The following is a 23,699-nucleotide window of genomic DNA, read 5'->3' on the forward strand; positions in this document are numbered from 1 at the left end:
CGCGTGCTGGAACGGTTCCGAGGTCTCGCGGCACGTGCCCTGACCCCGCTGGCGCGGCTGCTGCTGCGGATCGGCGCCACCCCGGATCTGATCACCTGCATCGGCACCCTGGGGGTCCTGCTCGGCGCGATGATCTTCTTCCCCAACGGCTGGTTCCTGCCCGGCGTGATCATCGTGACCTTCTTCGTCCTGTTCGACATGCTGGACGGGCAGATGGCCAAGATCAGCGGCCGGGCCAGCCGCTGGGGTGCCTTCCTCGATTCCAGCCTGGACCGGATCGGCGACGGCGCCGTCTTCGGCGGGGTGGTGCTGTATTTCGTCGGCCGGGACGGCCCGATGATCTGGCCGATCATGGCCGTCTGGGCGTTGGTGGCGGGCCAGCTCACGTCGTACGTGAAGGCGCGGGCGGAGAGCCTCGGCTTCACCGCGCCGGGCGGCCTGGCGGCGCGGGCGGACCGGCTGTTGGTGATCTTGGCCGCGTTGTTCCTGGCCGGCTTCGGGGTGCCGTACGTGCTCGAGATCGGGCTGACCGTGCTCGCGGTGATCAACACCATCACCGTCGTGCAGCGGGTGCTGCTGGTCCGGCACCAGTCACGGCTGGAGACGGATGAGCCGACGTCCTGAGCGGTCGGCGCGGGACAAGTTGCTCCGCGGCGTCTACGCGGTCGGCTGGCGGGTCGCCGCGCGGATCCCGGAACCGGTCGCCGAGACGCTCTGCCGGGTGGGGGCTCGGCTGACCACCACATTCGGCTCCCGCGCCCCGGTGGCCTCGGCGCTGGGCACCTGGCGGCACAATGTGTCCGTGCTGATCGGCCGCCCCTGCCCGGATGACCTGGTGCGACGCGGCGTCGCCTCCTACCTGCGCACCTTCTATCAGGTGCTGGCGCTGGCCCGCTGGAGCCGGGAGCAGATCCACCGGCGGGTGGCCTTGATCAACGACGACGCGCTGCGGGCGGCGCTGACCGGTCCCGGCGCGGTGGTCGTGCTGCCGCACAGCGGCAACTGGGATCTCGCCGGAGCGTTCGCCTGCCTCGACCTGCGTCCGGTCAGCACCGTCGCCGAAGAACTGGGGGACGGCGAGTTCGCCGCGTTCACCGCCTTCCGCGAGGGGCTGGGGATGGAGGTGATCGCGCACACCGATCCGGCCGCGTTGCCGAAGTTGATCACCGCCGTCCGGGACGGCCGGCTGGTCTGCCTGCTCGGTGATCGCGATCTGCCCGGCACCGGTCTGCCGGTGATCTGGCCGCTGCCCGGCGACCCGGTGATCACTACCATGCCGGCCGGTCCGGCCGTGGTGGCGCGGCGGACCGGGGCGGCCTTGATCCCGGCGGTGACCCGGTTCCGCGGCACCGGCCTCGAGGTGGTGCTCGGCCCGCCGGTCACGCATCGGCCCGGTCGGGACGGGTTGGTGGCGATGACTCAGCAGGTGTGCGACTTCTTCGCCGCCGAGCTACCGCGGCAACCCGAGGACTGGCACATGTTCCAGCCGTTCTTCCCGGCCGCCGCCGCAGCTCCGACCGGGACGGTGGCTCCGGCATGAGCTCGTCCGGCCTCGGCCACGGGCCCCGGATCGGCCTGGTCTGCCCGTACTCCTTCGACCAGCCGGGCGGGGTCCAGAACCACGTCGTCGGGCTGGCCGGATTCCTGGCCCGCAACGGCTTCCGGCCACGGATCCTCGGCCCCGGCCGGCCCGACGGGCTGATCGCGTCCAGCCTGGCCGAGGCCGAGTTGCCGCCGTCGGTGTTCAGCTCGGCCGGGCCGGCGGTCCCGGTCCCGTACAACGGCTCGGTGGCTCGGGTGAACTTCGGCCCGGTCAGTGCCGCCCGGGTCCGGCAGTGGTTGCGCGACGGCGGCTTCGACCTGCTGCACCTGCACGAGCCGATCACCCCGAGCGTGTCGATGCTGGCGCTGTGGGCCAGCACCGCGCCGGTGGTCGCGACGTTCCACACGGCGACGCCCCGATCCCGGTCGATGCGGCTGGCCGGCGGCGTGCTGCGTGGGTCGATCGGCAAGATCGACACCGGGATCGCCGTCTCGGAGTCGGCCCGGCAGGTGGTGGTCCGTTATCTCGGCCGGGACGCGATCGTGGTGCCGAACGGCTTCAGCCACGGCGAGTTCACCGAGTCGGCGGAAGCGCGGCGGCCGCTCGGTTCGGCGACGGCCTGGCGGGGCGGCGACCGGCCCCGGCTCGCGTTCCTCGGCCGGCTGGACGAACCCCGCAAGGGATTGGACGTCCTGTTGGCCGCGCTGCCCATGATCAGGGCGGGAGCCCGGGACCTCGGCATCGACGAACTCGAAGTGGTGATCGCCGGCCAATCGGGACGGGGCGCGACCGGGCGCGGCCGCCGTGCGCTGCCGCCGGGCTGCCGTGGGGTCGGCATGATCAGCAACGTCGAACGGGCCGGCCTGCTCGGCACCACCGACGTGTTCGTCGCGCCCCACCGGGCCCGGGAGAGCTTCGGCATCGTCCTGCTGGAAGCGATGGCGAGCGGCGCGCCGATCGTCGCCTCGGATCTGCCCGCGTTCGTCGACCTACTGCGTGACGGCGACGACGACCGGCTCGGCGAGTTGTTCCCGGCCGGTGACCCGGACCGGTTGGCCGCCGCAGTGATCGCCACCCTGGCCGACCGTCCGGCGGTACGGCAGCGGGCCGGCCGAGCCCGGTCGGCCAGCCGCGGTTACGACTGGGCGATGGTCGGACCCCGGGTCGTCGAGGCCTACGACGGGACCCTAGGACGCCCGACGCCCAGTCTCGCGGCGACGCGTGGGTGAGGCCGCGACGGACCGGGCGAGGACATGATTAGTCTGGGGCGGTGCCGTCGCGCCGATCGGAAACCGCGGGCGGTCGGGCGACTCCGCCGCGACCGCTCGGCGGCAGCATGGATCTGTTGCGGCAGATCGTCGAGGAACCGGTCGATCCGGGCTACGCCGAGGCGGCAGCGGCCGGCACCCAACGGAAACCGCGCTGGCGGCTCGGCTTCGCCCTGGTGGCGGTCCTGATCGGCGGCTTGATCACCATGTCGGTGTTGCAGAACTCGCAGAGCGCACCGGTCGTCGCCGACGAGCGCCGGGAGCTGATCGACCGGATCGTCGCCGCCGAGGCCGAGCAAGATCAACTTCAGTCGCGGGCGACCGAGCTCGGCACCGAGATCGAACAACTGCGGGCCAACGCGCTCGGCGGCGACGCCGAGGCGAAGCGGCTGGAAACGCGGATCACCGAGTCCGAGGTGGCGATCGGGGCCCGGCCGGTCAGCGGCGCCGGCCTGGTGGTCATCGTCGACGACGCGCCGGGCGACAGCGGCGACACCCGGGACCGGGTGCTCGACCTCGACCTGCAGATCCTGGTCAACGGCCTCTGGCAGGTCGGCGCCGAGGCGGTCACCGTGAACGGCCACCGGCTGTCGCCGTTGACCTCGATCCGGTCCGCCGGCGAAGCGATCACCGTCGACTACCGATCACTCACCCGGCCGTACCGGGTCGAGGCGATCACCGACCCGGACACCTCACAGCAGCAGTTCGTCCAGACCCATGCGGGACTGTGGTGGAACGAACTGACCAAGAGCCGCGGGATGCGGTACGAACTCAGCACCGTGAAGGAGCTCACCATGGACGCCGACCCGGGCCTCAGCCTGCGTCACGCCGAGCGGGCCGCCCGATGATCCCGGTGATCGGGCTGCTGCTCGGCATCATCGTCGGCCTGCTGCTCGAGCCGACCCTGCCGCAGGTGTTGCAGCCCTATCTCCCGATCGCGATCGTGGCGGCGATGGACGCGATCTTCGGCGCCTTCCGGGCCTACCTGGACGGCACCTTCACCGACCGGGTCTTCGTCGTGTCGTTCATCTCCAACGTGCTGATCGCGTCCTTGATCGTTTTCATCGGTGATCAGATCGGCGTCGGCTCGCAGCTGTCCACGGCCGTGGTGGTGGTGCTCGGGATCCGGATCTTCACCAACGCGGCCGCGATTCGACGGGCCCTGCTCCGTGCCTGAGGACAAGGGTTCCGTGCCTGAGGACAAGGGTTCCGTGCCTGAGGACAAGGGTTCCGTGCCTGAGGAGAAGGGTTCCGTGCCGGAGCAGAAGGAGCAGAAGGTGTCGGCGCTGCGGCGGCTCGGCCGGGCGATGACCCGACCTGGCAAGGCGCAGGTGATCGCCGCCGTGATGCTGTTCCTGGTCGGGCTGGGGGCGGTGATGCAGATCCGGGCGAACTCGGCCGAGGACGCGTACCGCAATGCCCGCCGGGAGGATCTGATCCAGCTGCTCGACGGCCTGGCGGCGGAGTCGGAGCGGCTGGAGGACGAGATCGCCGAACTGGATCGGACCCGGTCGGAGCTGCAGTCCGGAGCGAACACGTCCCGGGTCGCACGGGAGCAGTTGGAGCAGCGGCTGGAGGTCACCTCGATCCTCGCCGGCACGGTTCCGGCGCAGGGACCGGGCATCCGGATGACGATCGAGGATCCGCTGAACAAGATCGACGGCGACATCCTGCTCAGCGCCGTGGAGGAGTTGCGGGACGCCGGCGCCGAGGTGATCGAGATCAACGACTCGGTCCGGGTGGTCGCGTCGACCTGGTTCGGCGGTGCCGGTGATCAACTGGTGGCCGATGGCAAGCCGGTCACCCGGCCGATCACGATCAGTGTCATCGGCGACTCGCACAGCCTGGAGGAGGCGGCCCGGTTCCGCGGCGGGATCGTGAGCGAAATCACCGGTCCGCGGATCGGCGGCGAGGTCGACATCGACCAGCTGGACAGGCTGGTGATCAACTCCTTGCATCACGCCGAACCGAATCAGTACGCTCGCCCCGCGTCCGGTCCGCCGACGCCTCGTTGACCTGACTAGGAGTGCGTAATGCCGACCTTCCCGGAGGACCTGAAATACAGCGCCGAGCACGAGTGGGTGCGTACCGGCAACGCGTCGACGGTCCGGGTCGGGATCACCGACTACGCCGCCGAGCAACTGGGCGACATCGTCTACGTGTCGCTGCCGGAGGTGGGCACCACGGTGGCCGCCGGCGATGCCTGCGGTGAGCTGGATTCGACGAAGAGCGTGTCCGACGTGTTCGCCCCGGTGAGCGGATCGGTGACCGCGATCAACGACGCGCTGGACGCGACGCCGGAGCTGCTGAACTCCGATCCGTACGGCGACGGCTGGCTGTTCGAGGTCGAGGTCGACTCGGACAACGACCTCGACGACCTGCTCGACTCCGACGGTTACGCCGAGCTGACCGAGCGGGGCGACTGAACCCGACAAACGGAACTGCGGCCGACCGGTGTGGATGAGAGTTGTATCCGCTGTGTCGTGCCCTAAACTCTCCATCACTCCTTGAGTACCGCTCAGGGAACGCGCCGCCCGAGCCGATTGAGGACTGCATGCCGTACTGCACCAACTGTGGCCACGACAACCCCGAGGGGAGCAACTTCTGTGGCCAGTGCGGTACCCCGTTGAACACCGTGACCGCACCGGTGGATCGCGAGTCCGCTTCCGATACGACGCGGACGATGCCGGCCGCGACGATGGACGAGCGTGACCCCGAGTCGCTGACGGCGGAGGACGAGGCCGCGGTCAACGCGCTGCCGCAGGGCTCCGCACTGCTGGTCGTCCGGCGCGGCTCCAACGCCGGCAGCCGGTATCTGCTGAACACCGATGTCGTCACCGCCGGCCGGCATCAGGACTCCGACATCTTCCTCGACGACATCTCCGTCTCCCGGCGGCACGCGGTCTTCAACCGGTCGCCGGAGGGCACGACCGTCAAGGACCTGGGCAGCCTCAACGGCACCTACGTGAACCGGGAACTGGTCGAGGAGAAACTGCTGGCCCAGGGTGACGAGGTGCAGATCGGCAAGTTCCGGCTGGTCTTCTTCACCGGTGGGCAGGAAACGGCCTAAGCCGGCCGTTACGGGATCGATGGCGGACGAACCGCAGCCCGAGATCAGGACACCGGAAGCTCGCGCCCTCCACCGAGCCGGGGGATCGGGCGACGGTCAACGGCTGCGCAGCATCGGCCAGGCCCTGACGGTGCTCCGGGCCGAGTTTCCCGACATCTCCATCTCCAAGATCAGGTTCCTGGAGAGCGAGGGGTTGATCTCACCGGTCCGGTCGCCGTCCTCCGGCTATCGCCGCTATGCCCAACGCGACATCGACCGGCTGCGCTACATCCTGTCGGTGCAGCGGGATCACTACTTGCCGCTGAAGGTGATCCGGGAGCACCTGGATCAGCTGGACCAGGGCAAACCGCCGCCACCGATCGCGACCCTGCCGAACCAGACGCCGGCCGCCGAATCCCGGCCGGCCCCCCGACCGGGCGCCGCGCCCAACCCGGCCGCGCAGCAGCAGGAACAGCAGCGGTCGGCGATCCGGCTCACCCGGGCTCAGCTGCTCGAGGCCAGTGGGCTGACCGAGCCGGCGCTGGGCGAGCTGGAGAAGATGCTGATCGTGCAGCCGCGGCGCGGCACCGCCCACTACGGCCGGGACGCACTGACCATCGCGATCGCGGCCCGGCGGATGTCGGAGTTCGGCATCGACACCCGGCACCTGCGCGCCTTCAAGATGTCGGTCGACCGCGAGGTCGGCCTGGTCGAACAGGCGATCGCCCCGCACGTGCGGCGCGGCGGCGGCAACACCGAGGTCTCCCGGGAGATCACCCAACTGGTGATCAGCTTCCACGCCGCCCTGGTCCGGACCGCCATGGAACAGCGCTGACCGACCCTTCGGGCGACTCGCCGGGCGGCCAAGATGCCGACGGGTATTTAGGGTCACTGGCCGGAGAAGTAGTGTGGAGTCATGCGTGAACTCGAGGTCGTCGGGGTCCGGGTGGAGATGCCGTCGAATCAACCGATCCTGCTCTTGCGGGAGGTCGGTGGTACGCGCGCGCTGCCGATCTTCATCGGCGCGAGCGAGGCCTCGGCGATCGCCAGCGCCCAGGAAGGTCTGGAGCCGCCGCGGCCGATGACCCATGACCTGATGGTGAACGTGCTGGAGGCCCTGAACCACCGGCTGACCGAGGTCCAGATCACCGAGGTCGACGACGGTACGTACTACGCCGTGCTGCTGATCGACGGTGTCGAAATCAGCGCCCGCCCCTCCGATTCGGTCGCGCTGGCGGTGCGGATCGGCTGCGACATCTACTGCGCCGAAGAGGTGCTGGACGAGGCCGGGATCGAATGGCCGGAGGCCGAAGAGGACGAGGTGGAGAAGTTCCGCGAGTTCCTCGATCAGGTCAACCCGGACGACTTCGTCACCGGTGAGGGCCCGAAGCAGCCTTGACCTGATCGGTCGCCGAACGAGACGGTCGGCGCCCGATGACTTTCGCGGTCCGGCCGGGTCTACCCCTGGAACTGTCCGTTCCCGCTGGAGGCTCCCATGTCGGACCGCAAACTTGTCGTTGCTCAGAACATCACCCTGAACGGGGTGATCGAGTTCGTCGAACCCTGGTTCCATCCCGACCAACAGGATGACGCCGACGACCTGATTGCCGTCATGCAGGACCAGATGAAGCGGGAGGAAGCGCTGCTGCTGGGCCGGCAGACGTTCGAGGACTTCCGCGGATACTGGCCGAAGCAGACCGATGACGCCACTGGTAACACCGACCACCTGAACCGGGTGCAGAAGTACGTCATGTCGTCCACCCTGACCGATCCCGACTGGTCCAACAGCACCGTGCTGCGCGGGCCACTGGTGGACGAGGTGGCCGCGCTCAAGGCTCAGGGGTCGGGCGGCGAAGTGGGGGTGACCGGCAGTATCAGCGTGGTGCACGAACTGATCCGGGCCGACCTGGTGGACGAGTATCGGCTGTTCGTGTTCCCGGTGCTCACCAGCCGCGGCCGTACCCTGGTGCCCGAGGGCGTGTCCCTCCGCGGGCTGAAGCTGGCCGAGGTCAAGTCGTTCAGATCGGGCATCGTGATGCAGGTTTACCGGCGCTGACCCGCACCCGGCGGGAACTCTCAGGCTGATCTTGAGGCCTGGCCGCCATTCGGTCGGCCTATCGGCGTGTCGTTGACCCTCGAAGGAGTCGGCCCGTAGATTCATCGGAGTAATACCACTCCTGAGATTCACCCTCAGGTATGGGATTACAGCGGAATCGATCACGCGAAACGAACGATCACGGGGGATCGGGACCGACTTCCCCAGCTGACTGGCACCCGGAGGCAGACGTGAGCACAACCGAGCAGCACAAGGCACCCAAGGCCGAGATCGAGGCGCGGCCCGGCGAGCTGCAGGAACTGCTCTTCGACGGTGACTTCTCGCCGTTGCCGGCCGATCTGGGCTTCCGTGGCCCGGTCGCCTGCAACGCCGCCGGGATCACCTACCGGCAGCTGGACTACTGGGCACGGACCGGGCTGGTCACGCCCGAGGTCCGTGGCGCCAAGGGCTCCGGCAGCCAGCGGCTGTACAGCTTCCGCGACATCCTGCTGCTGAAGGTGATCAAGCGGCTGCTCGATGCCGGGATCTCGCTGAACCAGATCCGGACCGCGATCGAGCACCTGCGAGCCCGCGGCGTCGACGACCTGACCGAGGTCACCCTGATGAGCGACGGCGTCAGCGTCTTCGAGTGCACCTCCGACGACGAGGTGATCGACCTGCTCCGCGGCGGCCAAGGCGTCTTCGGCATCGCCCTGGGCGGGGTCTGGCGCGACATCGAGGGCACCCTTTCCTCCCTTCCGGCCGAACGGGCCGAGGAAGAGGAGCCGCAGGCGACCCCGTCCGCCAACGACGAACTGTCCCGCCGTCGGCAGGCCCGCGCCGTCAGCTGATCCCTCCCTTCCAGTCTTCATCGCCGAACGCGACCGGTCCGCCGGTCGCGTTTCGCGTTTCCGGGCGGTCACAGTCGACGCAAGCTCGGCCGCGGATCTTGCCGACTCGATGCCGGCTGCAGAACGCGAGCGGGTGGGCCTGGAACCGACCGGCTATCGAACTCGCCCCACTTTTGGCGCCGAGAAGGTCCCCGAGGACTCGACCAGCAGCGATGGTCGTTCCCTGACCTTGTCGAAGGGCAAGCCGGCCGGTGCGGCTCTCTGGGGGTTTGTCGGCCGGAAAGGACGCCCCAATGGCGGAGGGGTTGGTGCGGTCGGCGGGAGTCGCGGCCGGCCGCCGGATTTGGCGCTGGGGTTGGATGCACCCCCTCGAGTGGTCACTTTGGGTGCGGATCTTCGCCTGCGAGCTGACCAAACTGTCCACTCGACGCACGGCAGCCGCCGAGTGTGTCCTTATCCACGCGGATCCGACGTTCTCAGGTGGAAAAGGTCACCCTCGACGCAATCTCGGCCTCGGACCTCGCCGGCTCGACGCCCGGAGCAACGCGAGCGGGCGGACTCGGAGCCAACCGGCACCCGAACCCGCCCCCACTTTGGCGCCAAGAAGCTCCCGGAGAACTTGACCGGCAGCGATGGTCCCGGAGGACTTGACCGGCAGCCAAGGTCCCGGGGGGACTTGACCGGCAGCGAAGGTCCCGGGGGGACTTGACCGGCAGCGAAGGTCCCGGAGGACCTGACCGGCAGCGAAGGTCGTTCCCTGAGCTCGTCGAAGGGCAAGCCGGGTCCGTGCGGCTCCCTGGGGTTTCGGCCTGTCGGCCGGAAGGACGCGCCAAAAGGGCGGGGGAGCGGGCGGTGGGAGTCGCGGCCGGCCGCCGGATCTGGCGCTGGGGTTGGGTACACCTCTTCGAGTGGTCACTTTGGGCGCGGATATTCGCCTGGGAGCTGGCCAAACTGTCCACTCGATGCCCTGCGGTGGGCGATCTCGGTGAACGCGATTCCGCTGAGCGCTGCCGAGTGTTCGTCTCGGACCGGGGTCCTCGCCTATGTGCGCAGCGGGGTTCGGCTGATCAATCGCGATCTTGGTGGGGTTGTGGTCGGTGGCGGCAGTGGGCTGAGCTGGGGCGGGCTGACGCACTGGCACGAATCGGGGGCGCAACGCGCCGCGGGACCGAAAATCGCCAGGGGAGACCGGGTTGCGCCCCCGATTTGTGACGGTGGCCGTTAACGGCGGATGCCTCGTTCCTCCACCGGCTGCGGCGCCGAGGTCAGCGATTGCGAGGTTGCCGTGCTGTCGGGGGCTGATCGAGTTGGGGATCCTCGAGACCGCTGACCATCCCGACTTCCCCGGCAGGACGACCGATCCGGTCGGCCGGTCCAACCTGCCGCCATCTGTCAAGGAATTGAGGACGCACGACACTAACTCGGATCGAGGACGCGCCCGACGATCCAGGAGTGCTTGCCGACCTGGCGGAATCGTTCGAACCCGTTCTGTTCGAAGAGTTCGACGGTCGCCGAGAACAGGAAGCCGCTCGGCGCCTTTCGGCCGGTGGTCGTCTGGGAGACGGCCTCGATCCGGCCTCCGCCGCTGCGCGCGATCAGGTCCAGCGCCCCTTCGAGAGCAGCCCGGGCGACGCCCTGGTGGCGGTGCCGCTTGTCGACGAAGATGCAGATGATGCGCCAGTCGGCGGTTGGTGGTGGATCCAGGTCGTAGGCCCGGCGGTGGGTGAGTGCCGGCAGTTCCTCCGGACTGCCGAACTGGGCCCAGCCCTGGGCCCGGTCGTCGGCGTCGAACACGAGGGCCGCGTGGGCTCGGCCCGTGCGGACGCGCTCCTCCTTGGCCGCCCGCTTCTCCTCCGGCGTGTTGAGGCCGGGCTGGCGGTGATTGTTCTGGCACCAGCAGCCGCCCATGACTCCGCCGTTGCGTTCGACGAGCTCGGCGAAGGCGTCCCAGGTCGACGCATCCAGCGCACGGACCGTGTACGGCACGGTCGTTCGGTCAGCCATGGTGCCCTCCCTGATGGCATTCTGCCGCGGTCGGCTCAGGGCCGCAGCGGACCTCCCTTGATCAGCGCCCTCGCCTCCGAGTACGACAGCGTCGGCGGGACGTACTCGGTCCACCAGTCGGCGCCGGCCGCCTCGAGCCCGGCGAGATAGCGGAGATCAGCAGCGCGGTCGTCGGCCCGTTGCCGGCCTCCGACGCAGATGGTGAAATCGGGCTTGCCGGCCGCGTCGGCATCGGATCGCAGCGATGCGACATCCTCGGCCGTGACGTCCTGCCAATCGGGTGGTGGCAGCCGGTAGAGGCAGGAGCCGTCCCAGCGCAGAGCCCGGGACCGCGGCCCCGGCCGGGTGATGGCTCCGCCGACCCAGACCGGGATCCGCGGCCGCTGCACCGGACCCGGGTTGAGGATCGGCCCGTTTCGGCCGGACCAGAGCCGGTCGATCACTGCCAGCCGGCGATCCAGCGTCTCGGCCAGCTGGCCGGGAGTGCGGTTGATCTCGCTGAGCCGGCTCTCCACGTCGCCGTCACCGCTGCCGACGCCGAGCACACACCGGCCGCCGGAGATGCGGTCCAGCGTCACCGCCTGCGCGGCGACCGTCCACGGTTGTCGCCAGGCCAGCGGGGTGACCATCGTGCCCAGCGTGACCCGACTGGTCGCCTGCGCCACCAGGGCCAGGGTGAGCCAGACGTCGTGCGCCTCCATCCCGTCGGAGCGGATCAGGTACTCCTCGCAGAAGATCCCGTCCCAGCCGCTGTCCTCGGCCAGCGCGGCCAGCTCGGCGATCCGCTGCGGCTCGCCCCACGGACCGATCGGCGAAATGGCGAGTCCGGACCTCATCGTGGCCTCCGTTCGTCGTCGTACCGCCAGCAGATCACCCGGCACCGACAACGCGGATCCGACCGGTTCAGCCGGACGGCCTCCGGGTCGGATCGAGGAACCGGAACCGGTCGTCCACCGGGTCGCCCAAAGCCTGCCGGGCGGCGACCCCGCCGAGCAGCGGGCCGAGGGTGAGGCCCCAGGCCGCCAGGCCGTTGGCCAGCCAGACGCCGGGCAGGGCGGTCGGACCGACCAGCGGCATGCCGTCCTGGCTCACCGGTCGGAGCCCGGCCCGGGTCTCGATCAGCGGCGCCGCAGCGAGGCCGGGCGCGAAGCCGAGCGCGCGGGACAGCACCGTCAGCTGACCGCCCGCGGTCACCGTCGCGGAGAATCCGGCGTCCTCGTGGGTCGCGCCGACGACGACCCGATCGTCGAAGCCGAGGAAATAGCCGGCCGAACGGGTGTTGAGCACGGGCCGCGTCGTGGTGCCGGCGCCGGGCACGCTGAGATGGACGATCTGGCCCTTGTCGGGCTTGATCATCGGGCCGATGCCGAGGGCGGCCGGGTCGGCTCCCAGCCAGGCCCCGGCGGCGAGCAGGGCCGCACCGGCCTTGATCAACTCGGCACCGACCCGGACCGTGATACCCGATCCGCCCGACTGGACGACGGCCTCGCCGGTGATCATCGCCAGCCGGCCGGTGCCCTGCGCGACCCGGCGTTCGGCGGCGGTGCGCAGGCGCTGGGCGAGCTGCCGGCCGTTCACCCGACCGACGTCCGGGATGAACAGTCCGCTCAGATCGGAGCGCAATTCGGGCCAGTGCTCGCGCAGCTCCGATCCGGCCAGCCGTGAGGTGGGGCCGGTCAGCCCGAGCCGCCGGCGCGATTCGGCCGAGGCGACCCGGGCCTCGATCTCGCTCAGCCACGCGAGCTCGGCGTCGCCGTCGGCGAGCACGATCTGGCCGACGACGCGGAAGATCGGCGGCCCCGGCCACGGCCCCTGGTGGTCGAGTTCGGCCAGCAGCCGGTGGTAGTACGCGACCGCCTCGGCGATCAGGCCGGTCCAGGCCGGCTCGGTGCGATCGAGGCCGACCGGCGAAACGATGCCGGCCCCGGCGTCGGTGGCCCGGCCGGGATGCCCGGCATCGACCAGCACGACGTCGGCACCGGCGCCCACCGCCTGGTAGGCGGCGCTGGAGCCGACGATGCCGCCTCCGATGATCACCAGATCAGGCATCGCCGACACCCCGCCCGGCCAGGACCGGCAACAATGCCCGGGCGTCGACGATCGCCGTCGCCGGTCGGGTCGGAGGATGCTCGGCCGCGACCAGCATCGAACGCGGGACGAAGTCTCGGAGTCGCAGGTCATCGAGTGAGGTCGTCATCGCGCGCCTTCCCACATTCCAGTCGGCAGGGTGGTGTTGCGCGGACTCTACGGCCGAACGTGAGCGGGCGGCAATGAATCATGCCCGATTCTGAACATCTATTTCCTGATCGTGGAAGATCTCGCTTCGGCGTGGCCGTTTCACGGACCGAGCCGAAGCCACTAGGCTGGGCTTGCCGCAACAGCAATGCAGGAGAGTCCGACCCTGACCGGGTCGGCGCCGAAGGGGCAACCTCCCCGGAACCTCTCAGGCACCCAGACTGCATTGTGTTGGCGACTCTGGAGCCGGAGGGGCGACAGAGGGGGAGTGCATCGGGTCAGCCCGGCGCACCACCCGACGGAGAAAGAGCCCCATCAATGGCGGTCATGATCGATCACAGCACCCCGGCCGGCCTCGCCGATCAGCCTCGGGCGTTCCGCGACCGGCACATCGGGCCGGACGAGGCGGAGACCGCGACCATGCTCGCGGCGATCGGCCAGCCGAGCCTCGAAGCCCTGGTCGGCGCGTCGCTGCCGGAGGCGATCCGCGAGCTTCAGCCGCTGGCCCTGCCGGCGGCCTTGAGTGAGGCGGAGGTCGCGGCCCGGTTGCGTCACCTCGCCGCCCGGAACCGGCCACTGACCGCGATGATCGGCCTCGGCTACCACGGCACGATCACCCCGCCGGTGATCCGGCGCAACGTGCTCGAGGACCCGGCCTGGTACACCGCCTACACGCCCTACCAGCCCGAGATCAGCCAGGGCCGGCTCGAAGCGTTGATCAACTTCCAGACTGCGGTCGCCGAGCTGACCGGCCTGCAGACCGCCGGCGCCAGCCTGCTCGACGAGGGTACGGCGGTCGCCGAGGCGATGACCCTGGCCCGGCGCACCAACAAGACGGGCTCGACCCTGCTGCTGGACGCCGACACGCTGCCGCAGACCGTCGGCGTGGTCCGGACCAGGGCCGAGGCACTGGGGATCGAGGTGATCGTCGCCGACGGTGATCTTGGTCGGGCGATCGCCGGCACCGATCCGTTCGCCGTCGTGGTGCAGACGCCGGGTGCCTCCGGTCGACTGGCCTCGACCGCCGAGCTGCGGGAGTTGGCCGAGACCGCGCATGCGGCCGGGGCGCAGGTGATCGCGGCCTGCGACCTGCTCGCGCTGACCTTGATCACCCCGCCCGGGGAGTGGGGCGCGGACATCGCCGTCGGCTCCAGCCAACGATTCGGAGTGCCGCTGTTCTACGGCGGGCCGCACGCCGGCTTCATGGCGGTCCGGTCCGGTCTGGAACGCCAGCTGCCCGGGCGCCTGGTCGGGTTGTCCAAGGATGCCGCCGGAGCGGCCGCGTACCGGCTGGCGTTGCAGACCCGGGAGCAGCACATCCGGCGGGAGAAGGCGACCTCCAACATCTGCACCGCCCAGGTGTTGCTGGCCGTCGTCGCCGGGATGTACGCGGTCTACCACGGGCCCGGCGGGCTCGCCGCGATCGCCCGGACCATCCACGGCAACGCGGCGGCGCTGGCCGATGATCTCGAGCGGGCGGGCCACGAGGTCGTGCACGCCGACTTCTTCGACACGCTGTTGGTCCGGGCTCCGGGCCGAGCGGAACGGCTCGTCGCCCGGGCTCGTGATCTCGGGGTGCACCTCCGCATCGTTGACCATGATCATGTCGGCATCTCGATCGGTGAGGACGCTGATACCGCAGCCCTGCTGGCGGTCCGGAAAGCGTTCGGTGCCGATGATCAGCACCAGACCCGGGACCGGGCCGCGGCCCGGCTGGCCGGCAGTGATCGGACCAGCGACTTCCTGACCCATCCGGTGTTTCGGACCCATCACAGCGAGACCGCGATGCTGCGCTACCTGCGGGCGCTGGCGGACCGTGACTTCGCGCTCGACCGCGGGATGATCCCGCTCGGCTCCTGCACCATGAAACTGAACGCGACCGCCGAGATGGAGCCGATCTCGCTGCCCGGCTTCGCCAACCTGCACCCGTTCGCGCCGGTCGCCGACGCGCAGGGGTACGCGACCTTGATCACCGAACTGGAGCAGTGGCTGGCCGAGATCACCGGCTACGCCAAGGTCTCGGTGCAGCCGAACGCCGGCAGCCAGGGCGAGCTGGCCGGGCTGCTCGCGATCCGCTCCTATCACGTCGCCCGCGGTGATCATGATCGCCGGATCTGTCTGATCCCGTCCTCGGCCCACGGCACCAACGCGGCCTCGGCCGCGATGGCCGGGATGAAGGTGGTCGTGGTCGGCTCGGGTGAGGACGGCTCGGTCGACCTGGACGACCTGCGGGCCAAGATCGACAAGCATCGTGATCAACTGGCGGCGATCATGGTCACCTATCCCTCCACCCACGGGGTGTTCGAGGAGGGCATCGCGGAGCTGTGTGCCCTGGTGCACGAGGCCGGCGGCCAGGTCTACGTCGACGGCGCCAACCTGAACGCGCTGCTCGGCCTGGCCCGGCCCGGGAAGTTCGGTGCCGACGTCAGCCATCTGAATCTGCACAAGACGTTCTGCATCCCGCATGGTGGCGGCGGTCCCGGCGTCGGACCGATCGGTGTCGGCGCACACCTGGTGCCGCACCTGCCGACCCATCCGCTGGCCGACGGTCTCGGCGGTGATCACGGCATCGGGCCGATCTCGGCCGCGCCGTACGGTTCGGCCGGGATCCTGCCGATCAGCTATGCCTACATCGCGATGATGGGCACCGACGGCCTGACCTCGGCCACCCAGCACGCCTTGCTGGCCGCTAACTATGTGGCCGTACGACTCCGTGATCATTTCCCCGTCCTCTACACCGGTCGCGGCGGACTCGTCGCGCACGAATGCATCATCGACCTGCGCCCGCTGACCAAGACCAGCAAGATCACCGTGGATGACGTGGCCAAGCGCTTGATCGACTACGGCTTCCATGCGCCGACGATGAGCTTCCCCGTCGCCGGCACGCTGATGGTCGAGCCGACCGAGTCGGAGGACCTGGCCGAGCTGGATCGCTTCTGCCAGGCCATGATCGACATCCGGGCCGAGATCGGCCGGGTCGAAGCGGGGGAGTGGCCGGCGGACGACAATCCGCTGGTCAACGCGCCGCACACCCAGGCCGCGGTCACCGCCGACGAGTGGTCGCATCCGTACTCGCGGCGGGCGGCCGCCTTCCCGGCCGGGATCAAGACCGGACCGATCGGCGCCGGCGTCGGCGACAAGTACTGGCCGCCGGTGGCCCGGATCGACGGCGGCTACGGCGACCGCAACCTGGTCTGCTCCTGCCCGCCGCCCGAGGCGTTCGAAGAGGACTGACGCGCTAGCGGCCCATGATCAGAGGGCGGCGATCTGGTGGGCGAGTTCGAAGTCGAGCTGGGTCAGGCCGCCTTCGGAGTGGGTGGACAGGGTCAGGGTGACCTTGTTCCAGCGGATGTCGATGTCCGGGTGGTGCCCCGCGGCTTCGGCCAGATCGCCGACCTGGTTGACGAACTCCAGGGCGGCGACGAAGTCGTCCCGTTCGATGGTGGCCCGGATCGCCGGTTCTCCCTCCACCCTCGACCAGTCGGCGAGGTCGGCGAGCTGGCGATGAACTTCTTCGTCGGTGAGCAGTCGGGTCATGATGCCAGCCAAGACCGGTGGTCGGAGACTGTCAAGGGACGTACGACCGCCGGACCGACCGGGCCGGGATGACGAGGAGGAACGCGATGACGCAGGAATCGACCGACGAGCAGGCGATCCGGGAGTCGATCCGGAGCTGGGCCGAGGCCGTCCACGCCGGCGATCTGGACGCGACGGTGGCCGGGCGCGGGGACGGGATCGTCATGTTCGACGTGCCGCCGCCGGAGCGGGGGGTCCGCGGGATGGCCGAGTATCGCGAGATCTGGCCGGCGTTCTTCGACTGGCAGCGGACCGGCGCCAGCTTCGACCCCGAGGAGATCGAGGTGGTCGCCGGGGGAGACGTCGCGTTCGCCTGGGCGCTGTTGCGCTGCGGCACGCCGGAGGAGTTGACCCGGGAGCCGGGCAAGCGGCTGCGGATCTCGTTCGGCCTGCGCCGCGAGGGTGACCGGTGGGTGGTGCTGCACGAGCACCACTCGTTCACCCAGACCGGCTGAACCGGACCCGACCCGGCCGCGATCGGTGTCGGTCCGGCGGGTTACGGTCTGCGCGTGGACCTGATCGGATTGGCGGAGCGGGTCGTCCCGATCCTGGTCTTCCTGGTCGGGATGACCGTGCTCGCGGAGCTGTCGGACCGGATCGGCCTGTTCGGCCGGATCGCCGATCTGGCCGCCCGGCTGGGGCGCGGCTCGGTGCTCGCGCTGTGGTTGTTGATCACCGCCGCCGCGGTGTTGATCACGGCCGTGCTGTCGTTGGACACGACCGCGGTGCTGGTGACGCCGGTGGCGGTGGCCCTGGCTCGACGGGTCGGGGCCGACCGGCTGCTGTTCGCGTACACGACGGTCTGGCTGGCCAACACCGCCTCGCTGTTCCTGCCGTCGTCGAACCTGACCAACCTGCTGGCCATGCAGCGGCTGGAACTGACCGCGCGCGGGTTCGCCGCCTTCACCTGGCCGGTCGCGACCGCGCTGGTGCTGGCCACGGTCGCCCTGCTGATGAACATGTTCCGGCGCTCTCTCCGCGGCCGGTACGATCTTCCGCCGCGACACCGGATCCCCGACCGACCCTTGTTGGTCCTGGCCTTCCTGGTCTGCGTCGCGATCGGCCCGGCGATCGTCGCCGGCGCTCCGGTGTACGCAGTGGCGGTGGCCGGGGCGGCGGTGTTGCTGATCGCGACCATCGTCCGGCGACGGGAGCTGGTGCTGGCCGCGCTGCGCTCGGGGCATCTGGTGCCGTGGCGGTTGCTGATCGGGGTGACGGTGCTCTTCCTGCTGGTCCAGCTGGCCCATGATCATGGTCTGCCGGCGCTGCTGAGCCAGCTCAGCGGGGCCGGTCACGGGTGGCCGGAGTTGACCCGGCTCACCGTCCTCGGCGCCGTCGCCGCAAACCTGATCAACAACCTGCCCGCCTATCTGGCGTTGGAGCCGGTCGCCGACTCGCTGGCCCGGACGACCGCGCTGCTGATCGGGGTCAACGCCGGGCCGCTGATCACCCCCTGGGCCAGCCTGGCCACCCTGCTCTGGGCCGGACGCTGCCGGGCGGCCGGGGTCCGGATCTCCTGGCGCGACTTCGCCCTCCGCGGTCTGCTGCTCGTTTCCGTCCTGCTGCTGGTCGGAGTCGGTTTGCTCAGCCTGCAGACGGGGTAGGGATGAGATCGTACGGAGGCACGCGGACGCGGTCGTCGCTGCCCCGGGGTGGCGGCACTAACCTGACCCGGTGAGGTCACTGCGTGCGGTTGAACCACGTGAGTTCGGGGTCGGAGAGGAGGATCGATGAAGGAATGGATCGAGCGGCTGAAGCAACGGCCGGGCATCGCCCATCTGCTGCGAGCCGCCGAACGGTATTCGACCCGGCTCGGTGATCAGTTCGGCGCCGCGATCACGTACTTCTCGGTGCTGGCCCTGGTGCCGATCCTGATGTTCGCGTTCGCGATCACCGGCTTCGTGCTGTCCACCCGGGAAGACCTGATGGACACGGTGGTCCAAGCGGCGACCAGCGCGATCGGAAGCACCGGCGGGGACAGCGGCGACAAGATCGCCGACATGATCACCGGCTTCCTCAAGGGCTGGGCCACCGTCGGGATCATCGGCCTGGCCTCGGCCATGTATTCCGGGTCCGGCTGGATCGGCAACCTGAAGCAGGCCGTACAGGGGCAGCTGCGGGAGAACTTCGACTACGCCGAGAAGAAGGAAAACTTCCTGGCCAAGATCGGCATCAACCTGTTGATCTTGGTGGGTCTGCTGATCCTGATCGCGCTGACCTTCTCGTTGGCCAGCCTGTCGACGGCGCTGAGTGGCACGGTGATCGGCTGGCTCGGGCTGGACGACCTGCCCTGGCTCCGGCCGGTCCTGTCGCTGGTGCCGGTGATCATCTCGGTCGGTGCCGGCTGGGTGCTGTTCATGTATCTCTACACCGTGCTGCCGGAATCCCGGTTCCCCTGGCGCACGGTCCGTCGGGGCGCCCTGATCGGCTCGATCGGTTTGGGTCTGCTGCAGTATCTGACCAGCTTCCTGGTCGGCATCTTCGCCGGCAACTCGGCCGCCGCGCTGTTCGGTCCGGTGATCGCGCTGATGCTGTTCTTCAACCTGTTCGCCCGGCTGATCCTGTTCATCGCGGCCTGGATCGCAACCGCCCATCAGCCGGCGGTGCCGGAAATCGAGGTGGAGGAGCGGACCCGGTTCGCCCTGACCCCGGAGCCGGCCGAGCCGGAGCCGGTCCTCGTCCCGCAGGAGGTAGCCGTCCGTTCGGTCCGGGTCGGCATGGGCGCCGGGTACGTCACCGGAGCCGCGACCGGCGTCGGCCTCGGCGCGATCATCGCCGCCATCGCCGGCCGCCTGGCCAAGCGCCGGGAGAAGATCACCGCAGAGCACGACTGACCGTTCCGATTCGTTCCCTGAGCCTGTCGAAGGGCAGACCAGAACGCGCCGCTCACCTGGCGGTCAGGCCGAAACCGCAGGGAATCGGCGTGGTCTGGTCTGCCCTTCGACAAGCTCAGGGAACGGACCGGCAGCTGCCGGGTTGCTCCCGGCGACCGGCTCGCGACTAGCCGCGGACCGAGCCCATGGTCAGGTTGTCGAGGATGTGTTTCCGGCCCGCGACGAAGACGACGATGATCGGCACCGTGACCAGGAACGAGCCGGCCAGGATCATGCCGTACTCCGTGGTGTAGAAGCCGACCAGGTTGGCCAGCCCGACGGGGTAGGTCTGTCGTTCCGGGCTGCGCAGCACGATGGACGGCCAGAGGAAGTCGTTCCAGGACGCGAGAAAGGTCAGCACGGCGAGCACGGAGACAGCGCCGCGGACCAGCGGCACGCCCATGGTGAGGAAGATCCGGAACTCCGAGGCGCCGTCGATCCGGGCCGCCTGCACCATCTCGTCCGGCACCGAGAGCATTGACTGTCGCATCAGGAACGCCCCGAAGGCACTGGCCCCGCTCGGCAGCACGACGCCCTGGAAGGTGTCCAGCCAGTTCAGCGACACCATCATCGTGAACAGCGGCACCAGCGCCACCTGCACCGGCAGGGTCAGCGTGGCCAGCAAGATCACGAACAGCACGTTGCGCAGCGGGAACTCGTATTTGGCGAAGCCCCAGCCGACCGACGCCGACACCGCGACCACCAGCAGGGTGGTCAGGGTCGCGATCACGAAACTGTTGCCGACCTGTTGGGCGAACGGGATGATCTCGTCGCTGAACAACCGTTGGTAGTGCTCCCAGGTCACCGCGTCGGGCCACAGCTTGACCGGAACCGTGAAGATCTCACCCTGGGTCTTGATCGAGCCGAACGCCAGATAGAGGTACGGCAGCACGGTCAGCCCGACCGCGACGAGCAAGATCAGATGGGCCGCGATCCGGGCCGGCGTCCAGCGGCGAACGATCAGGTCGTCGATCACGCCGACTCCTTCCGGAAGAACCCCTGGATCCACATCTGGATCAGGCTCAGCACGACGATGATCACCGTGATCGCGTAGCCGATCGCCGCGCCGTAACCAAGATCGAGATTGGTGAAGGCGGTCTGGTAGAGATACATCGTCATCGTCAGCCCGGCCCGGTTGGCGCCACCGCCGTCACCGACCAGCGCCACCGGCTGGGCGAACAACTGGTAGGAACCGATGATCGCGAACGTGGTGACGAAGACCGTCGTCGGACGCAGCAGCGGCAACGTGATGTGCCGGAACCGCTGCCAGGCGTTCGCCCCGTCCACCTCTGCCGCCTCGTGGATCCCCGGGTCCTGGTTCTGCAGGCCGACCATGAAATAGATCGCATTCAGCCCGGCGAACTGCCAGACGCCGAGCAGGATGATGCTCGGCATGATCAAGTTCGGGTCGGCCAGCCAGGCCAGCTTCGGCAGCCCGAGCGGCGCCAGCAGCCAGTTGTTGAGGACGCCGTACTCAGCATCGAAGACCAGCCGGAAGACGATCGCGACGACGATGCCGGAGATCGCGTTGGGCAGGAACAGTGACAGCCGGAAGAATTCCCGCAGCAGCAGCCCCTTCGTCCGCAGCAGCAGGGCAAGCGACAGGGACAGCGGCACGATGATCAACAAGCTGCCGAGCGCGTAGTAGGACGTGTTGACCAGGCTCTTGGCGAAGTTCGGATCGGCCAGCAGGGTGCGGTAGTTGTCCAGGCCGGCGAAGGTGGCCGACGTGTCGACTCCGCGTTCGGTGTAGAAGCTCAACTGCAACGAGCGCAGCGTCGGCAGGCCGAAGAAGACGCCGAACAGGATGAAGAATGGGGCGATGAAGAGGTACGGGGCCCAGCGCGGCTTCACGCTGCGGCGACGTCGTCGTGATCGTTCAGCGGCCAACGCTGCCACCCCGCTGCTGTCGGGCCCGGATCACGTCGGACACCTCGGTGAACACGGCGCGGGCGGAGGCTCGGCGCTGATAGATGTCGAGCTGGCGCGGCTCGAGCTCCTGCGACACCAGCTGCGGCCGGAACGGGCTCTGATACTGCGGCGGCACCTCGGGCCCGACCTCGGAATAGAGGGCACCGATGTCCTGCCCGGCGAAGAAGTCGATCGGGTCGTGCATGCCCGGGTCGTCCCAGGCCGGGATGAACGGCGGATAGAGGTTGATCGCCTTGTAGCGGGCGACGACCGACGGGATCCGCAGCATCGCGAGCTCGAGGAACCGCCAGGCCTCGGCCTGGCGTTGGCTGGTGCCGAGGATGGTCAGCCCGGTGCCGCCGGAGCAGCTTGCCCGGCGCCCACCGCGTTCGAACGCGGGCAGGGGACAGGCACCCCAGGCGCCGATCAGGTCGTCGGCCTGGCCGGCGATCGTCCCCGCGTACCAGTCCGGCGCGACCAGGCAGGTCAGGTGGCCGGCGCGGAGCTCGGCCCACAGCGCCGGAGTCGCGCCGTCGGTGACCCAGCCCGGCGGTTGCGACGCCACCCGCCTGTCCTCCAGGCCGAGCAGCCATTCCATCGTGTCGACGGACAGGTCGCTGTCGAGCATCACCCGCCCGTCGGCATCGAAGTAGTCGCCGCCGCGCTGCCGCAGCACGATGTCGTGGCCGGGGATCGGGAAGGCCCGCACTTCCGGCGGGAACTCGGTCGTGACCGCCTCGGCGAAGTCGTCCCAGGTGGTCAGGGTGGCCGGGTCGAGCCCGGCCCGCTCCCACGGTTCGCGCAGATAGAACAGGGTCACCGGAGTCAGGGCGTGCTCGACCCCGTAGACGCCGTCCTGCCAGCTGTAGAGCGCCTGCCGGGCCTCGACGAGTTGATCAACGTAACCGCCCTCGCGGAGCTTCGGACCAAGATCGACGAACGGCACCGACCGGCCGATCAGAAAGCTGCCGAACTGGCCCTGCTCGATGTCGCAGAGGTCGGGAGTGTTGATCCCGCCGGCCTTGAGGTTGATCAACAACTGCTCGAAGATCGAACTGCCCGGGATCAGTGTGACCGCTACCCGCAGCCCCGTCTGCTGCTCGAACTCGGCAGCCATCGACTCGAACCAGCCGGCATGCGTCTCGGCGAACGTCCACACCTCGAGGTCGGCGTCGGAGTCGGCGGTGGAGGGTGGCGTACAGCCCGTCGCGCCGAGCGGCGCCAAGGCCGTCGCACCGAGACCGGCGAGCACGCGCCGCCGGGTCACGCCACCCGGACCCCGCCTCTGGGATGCCTCCACCGCACCAGCATTTCCAACCCGCGGGGTGTGCGGCCATGCCCAGTTCTGGCGTTCGGCTATCTGATCGTGACGTCGGACACCACCGTGGCCGCGCTGATCCGGGCCAGTTCGGCGACCACGGCCGGGTCGGTCGTCGGGGCGTCCTCCCGGTCGGAACGGGTGAACGCGGCGATCACCACCGGCACGTTCCGGTCGGTCCAGGCGATGCCCACATCGTTGGAGACGCCGTACGCGCCGCCGCCGGTCTTGTCGGCCAGCCGCCACCCCTCGGGCAGCCCGGCGCGAAACCGGTCGTCGCTGGTCTGGTTGCCCAGCATCCAGGTGGTCAGTCGCCGCCGCTCGGCCGGCCGCAACGCGTTGCCGATGATCAGCCGGGTGAAGGTGTCGGCGATCGCCCGGGGCGAGCTGGTGTCGCGCGGATCGCCGGGCACGGCACTGTTCAGCTCGGTCTCCCAGCGGTCCATCCGGGTCACTCGATCGCCGAGCCGCCGGACGAAGCGGGTGGCGCCGGCCGGCCCGTCGATCACGGACAGCACCCAGTTGCCGGCCCCGTTGTCGCTGAGCTGCAGGGTCGCCTTGCATACGTCGGCACCGGTCGGAGTGATGCCGCGATCGAGGCACTCCTGCATGAACGGGGAGTAGTCGACCAGGCTCTTCGGCGCGTAGTGGACGCCGCGCTCGAGGATGCCGCGCTGGTGCGGCCGCCGGTCGTCCAGCAGCGTGGCCACGGCCAGGGCCTTGAACACCGAGCAGTGCGGGAAGCGTTCCTCGGTCCGGTGGCCGAGCGTCGCCCCGGTCTCGAGGTTGCGGGCGTACAGGCCGATGGTGATGTCGTGCCGCCGCTCGAGCTCGGTGATCTTGTCCGTCGCGGCAGCCCGGGCCGCCGGCAGGGTGAGGGCGAGGCCCAGCCCGGCGGCGCCCGCGATCAGCGTGCGGCGGGACAGGTGGGCGGGCAGGGGGTGAGCGGGTTGCGTCATGCCGTCGAGCCTCGCTGCCGGAGCCGATCGATGTCCAAGACGCATTCGTGGGGATTCATGCGGATTCGGCATGGCTG

The 23,699-nt window shown here is 69.5% G+C and carries 25 protein-coding genes and 1 riboswitch; of the genes, 16 read left to right on the top strand and 9 right to left on the bottom strand.

Translation table 11 applies throughout. The features are described 5' to 3' along the window. Window positions 1-3 precede the first annotated feature (3 nt). The 12 genes from pgsA to FNH24_RS19445 all read left to right on the top strand — a co-directional run bounded on the left by pgsA (window position 4) and on the right by FNH24_RS19445 (window position 8,746). Complete coding sequence (gene pgsA / locus FNH24_RS19390; protein ID WP_152363838.1) at window positions 4-624, top strand: phosphatidylinositol phosphate synthase; 621 nt, start codon at window positions 4-6, stop codon at window positions 622-624. Continuing rightward, the gene (locus FNH24_RS19395) at window positions 608-1,540 is read left to right on the top strand and encodes a phosphatidylinositol mannoside acyltransferase (protein WP_152363839.1); all 933 of its coding nucleotides are present in this window, start codon (window positions 608-610) and stop codon (window positions 1,538-1,540) included. Before pgsA ends, FNH24_RS19395 begins: the two co-directional genes overlap by 17 nt. Beyond that, window positions 1,537-2,772: a glycosyltransferase family 4 protein gene (locus FNH24_RS19400; RefSeq protein ID WP_152363840.1), complete on the top strand. Its 1,236-nt coding sequence runs from the start codon at window positions 1,537-1,539 to the stop codon at window positions 2,770-2,772. The genes FNH24_RS19395 and FNH24_RS19400 overlap by 4 nt, the downstream gene beginning before the upstream one ends. 41 nt (window positions 2,773-2,813) lie before the next feature. After that, window positions 2,814-3,659 carry a DUF881 domain-containing protein gene (locus FNH24_RS19405; protein ID WP_152363841.1) on the top strand — a complete coding sequence of 282 codons (846 nt, stop codon included), beginning with the start codon at window positions 2,814-2,816 and terminating at the stop codon, window positions 3,657-3,659. Then, window positions 3,656-3,988 carry a small basic family protein gene (locus FNH24_RS19410; RefSeq protein WP_152363842.1) on the top strand — a complete coding sequence of 111 codons (333 nt, stop codon included), beginning with the start codon at window positions 3,656-3,658 and terminating at the stop codon, window positions 3,986-3,988. The genes FNH24_RS19405 and FNH24_RS19410 overlap by 4 nt, the downstream gene beginning before the upstream one ends. A 76-nt stretch (window positions 3,989-4,064) precedes the next feature. Then, window positions 4,065-4,826 carry a DUF881 domain-containing protein gene (locus FNH24_RS19415; RefSeq protein ID WP_246186970.1) on the top strand — a complete coding sequence of 254 codons (762 nt, stop codon included), beginning with the start codon at window positions 4,065-4,067 and terminating at the stop codon, window positions 4,824-4,826. Between the two features lie 18 nt (window positions 4,827-4,844). After that, a complete protein-coding gene (gcvH, locus tag FNH24_RS19420) occupies window positions 4,845-5,237 on the top strand; it encodes a glycine cleavage system protein GcvH (RefSeq protein WP_152363843.1) in 393 nt (130 codons plus the stop codon). 128 nt (window positions 5,238-5,365) lie between these two features. Next, window positions 5,366-5,881: a double zinc ribbon and FHA domain-containing protein gene (locus FNH24_RS19425; protein WP_152363844.1), complete on the top strand. Its 516-nt coding sequence runs from the start codon at window positions 5,366-5,368 to the stop codon at window positions 5,879-5,881. 19 nt (window positions 5,882-5,900) lie between these two features. After that, window positions 5,901-6,695, top strand: a complete 795-nt coding sequence (ftsR, locus tag FNH24_RS19430; RefSeq protein ID WP_152363845.1) for a transcriptional regulator FtsR — start codon at window positions 5,901-5,903, stop codon at window positions 6,693-6,695. Window positions 6,696-6,776: 81 nt separating this feature from the next. Further along, window positions 6,777-7,259: a bifunctional nuclease family protein gene (locus tag FNH24_RS19435; RefSeq protein ID WP_152363846.1), complete on the top strand. Its 483-nt coding sequence runs from the start codon at window positions 6,777-6,779 to the stop codon at window positions 7,257-7,259. A gap of 96 nt (window positions 7,260-7,355) precedes the next feature. Further along, window positions 7,356-7,916 carry a dihydrofolate reductase family protein gene (locus FNH24_RS19440; RefSeq protein ID WP_152363847.1) on the top strand — a complete coding sequence of 187 codons (561 nt, stop codon included), beginning with the start codon at window positions 7,356-7,358 and terminating at the stop codon, window positions 7,914-7,916. A 230-nt stretch (window positions 7,917-8,146) separates the two neighbouring features. Beyond that, window positions 8,147-8,746 carry a MerR family transcriptional regulator gene (locus FNH24_RS19445; RefSeq protein WP_425486902.1) on the top strand — a complete coding sequence of 200 codons (600 nt, stop codon included), beginning with the start codon at window positions 8,147-8,149 and terminating at the stop codon, window positions 8,744-8,746. 1,416 nt (window positions 8,747-10,162) lie between these two features. On the opposite strand, the gene FNH24_RS19450 is transcribed toward FNH24_RS19445, so the two are convergent. The 4 genes from FNH24_RS19450 to FNH24_RS31540 all read right to left on the bottom strand — a co-directional run bounded on the left by FNH24_RS19450 (window position 10,163) and on the right by FNH24_RS31540 (window position 12,947). Further along, window positions 10,163-10,750 (bottom strand): GNAT family N-acetyltransferase, encoded by a 588-nt coding sequence (locus FNH24_RS19450; RefSeq protein ID WP_152363849.1) that lies wholly within the window; start codon window positions 10,748-10,750, stop codon window positions 10,163-10,165. A 35-nt stretch (window positions 10,751-10,785) separates the two neighbouring features. Beyond that, entirely contained in the window at window positions 10,786-11,586 is an 801-nt protein-coding gene (locus FNH24_RS19455; RefSeq protein ID WP_152363850.1) for an LLM class flavin-dependent oxidoreductase, read from the bottom strand. 67 nt (window positions 11,587-11,653) lie between these two features. Beyond that, window positions 11,654-12,799, bottom strand: coding sequence for an NAD(P)/FAD-dependent oxidoreductase (locus FNH24_RS19460; protein ID WP_161606215.1), 1,146 nt, complete (start codon window positions 12,797-12,799; stop codon window positions 11,654-11,656). Continuing rightward, the gene (locus FNH24_RS31540; protein ID WP_161606216.1) at window positions 12,792-12,947 is read right to left on the bottom strand and encodes a hypothetical protein; all 156 of its coding nucleotides are present in this window, start codon (window positions 12,945-12,947) and stop codon (window positions 12,792-12,794) included. Before FNH24_RS31540 ends, FNH24_RS19460 begins: the two co-directional genes overlap by 8 nt. A gap of 179 nt (window positions 12,948-13,126) precedes the next feature. Further along, window positions 13,127-13,219: riboswitch (glycine riboswitch) on the top strand. A gap of 93 nt (window positions 13,220-13,312) precedes the next feature. Here FNH24_RS31540 and gcvP point away from each other — a divergent pair. Continuing rightward, entirely contained in the window at window positions 13,313-16,219 is a 2,907-nt protein-coding gene (gene gcvP / locus FNH24_RS19465; protein ID WP_152363852.1) for an aminomethyl-transferring glycine dehydrogenase, read from the top strand. 18 nt (window positions 16,220-16,237) lie between these two features. Here the strand turns inward: gcvP and FNH24_RS19470 are convergent, their stop codons facing one another. Next, the gene (locus FNH24_RS19470; protein ID WP_152363853.1) at window positions 16,238-16,522 is read right to left on the bottom strand and encodes a 4a-hydroxytetrahydrobiopterin dehydratase; all 285 of its coding nucleotides are present in this window, start codon (window positions 16,520-16,522) and stop codon (window positions 16,238-16,240) included. An 86-nt stretch (window positions 16,523-16,608) separates the two neighbouring features. Between FNH24_RS19470 and FNH24_RS19475 the strand changes: the two genes are divergently transcribed. From FNH24_RS19475 to FNH24_RS19485, 3 genes are all read left to right on the top strand, one after another. Next, complete coding sequence (locus FNH24_RS19475) at window positions 16,609-17,016, top strand: YybH family protein (protein WP_152363854.1); 408 nt, start codon at window positions 16,609-16,611, stop codon at window positions 17,014-17,016. 54 nt (window positions 17,017-17,070) lie between these two features. Then, window positions 17,071-18,165, top strand: a complete 1,095-nt coding sequence (locus FNH24_RS19480; RefSeq protein WP_217428309.1) for an ArsB/NhaD family transporter — start codon at window positions 17,071-17,073, stop codon at window positions 18,163-18,165. Window positions 18,166-18,291: 126 nt separating this feature from the next. Further along, window positions 18,292-19,395, top strand: coding sequence for a YhjD/YihY/BrkB family envelope integrity protein (locus tag FNH24_RS19485; protein WP_152363855.1), 1,104 nt, complete (start codon window positions 18,292-18,294; stop codon window positions 19,393-19,395). Between the two features lie 166 nt (window positions 19,396-19,561). Here FNH24_RS19485 and FNH24_RS19490 read toward each other — a convergent pair whose 3' ends face one another. The 4 genes from FNH24_RS19490 to bla all read right to left on the bottom strand — a co-directional run bounded on the left by FNH24_RS19490 (window position 19,562) and on the right by bla (window position 23,622). Next, window positions 19,562-20,410, bottom strand: a complete 849-nt coding sequence (locus FNH24_RS19490; protein WP_152363856.1) for a carbohydrate ABC transporter permease — start codon at window positions 20,408-20,410, stop codon at window positions 19,562-19,564. Next, complete coding sequence (locus FNH24_RS19495; protein ID WP_246186971.1) at window positions 20,407-21,288, bottom strand: carbohydrate ABC transporter permease; 882 nt, start codon at window positions 21,286-21,288, stop codon at window positions 20,407-20,409. Before FNH24_RS19495 ends, FNH24_RS19490 begins: the two co-directional genes overlap by 4 nt. 25 nt (window positions 21,289-21,313) lie before the next feature. Next, window positions 21,314-22,612 (bottom strand): ABC transporter substrate-binding protein, encoded by a 1,299-nt coding sequence (locus tag FNH24_RS19500; RefSeq protein WP_152363858.1) that lies wholly within the window; start codon window positions 22,610-22,612, stop codon window positions 21,314-21,316. Between the two features lie 89 nt (window positions 22,613-22,701). Further along, complete coding sequence (gene bla / locus FNH24_RS19505) at window positions 22,702-23,622, bottom strand: class A beta-lactamase (protein ID WP_152363859.1); 921 nt, start codon at window positions 23,620-23,622, stop codon at window positions 22,702-22,704. Window positions 23,623-23,699: the final 77 nt, after the last annotated feature.

It is taken from the genome of Microlunatus speluncae (assembly GCF_009299835.1).
GTDB lineage: Bacteria > Actinomycetota > Actinomycetes > Propionibacteriales > Propionibacteriaceae > Microlunatus > Microlunatus speluncae.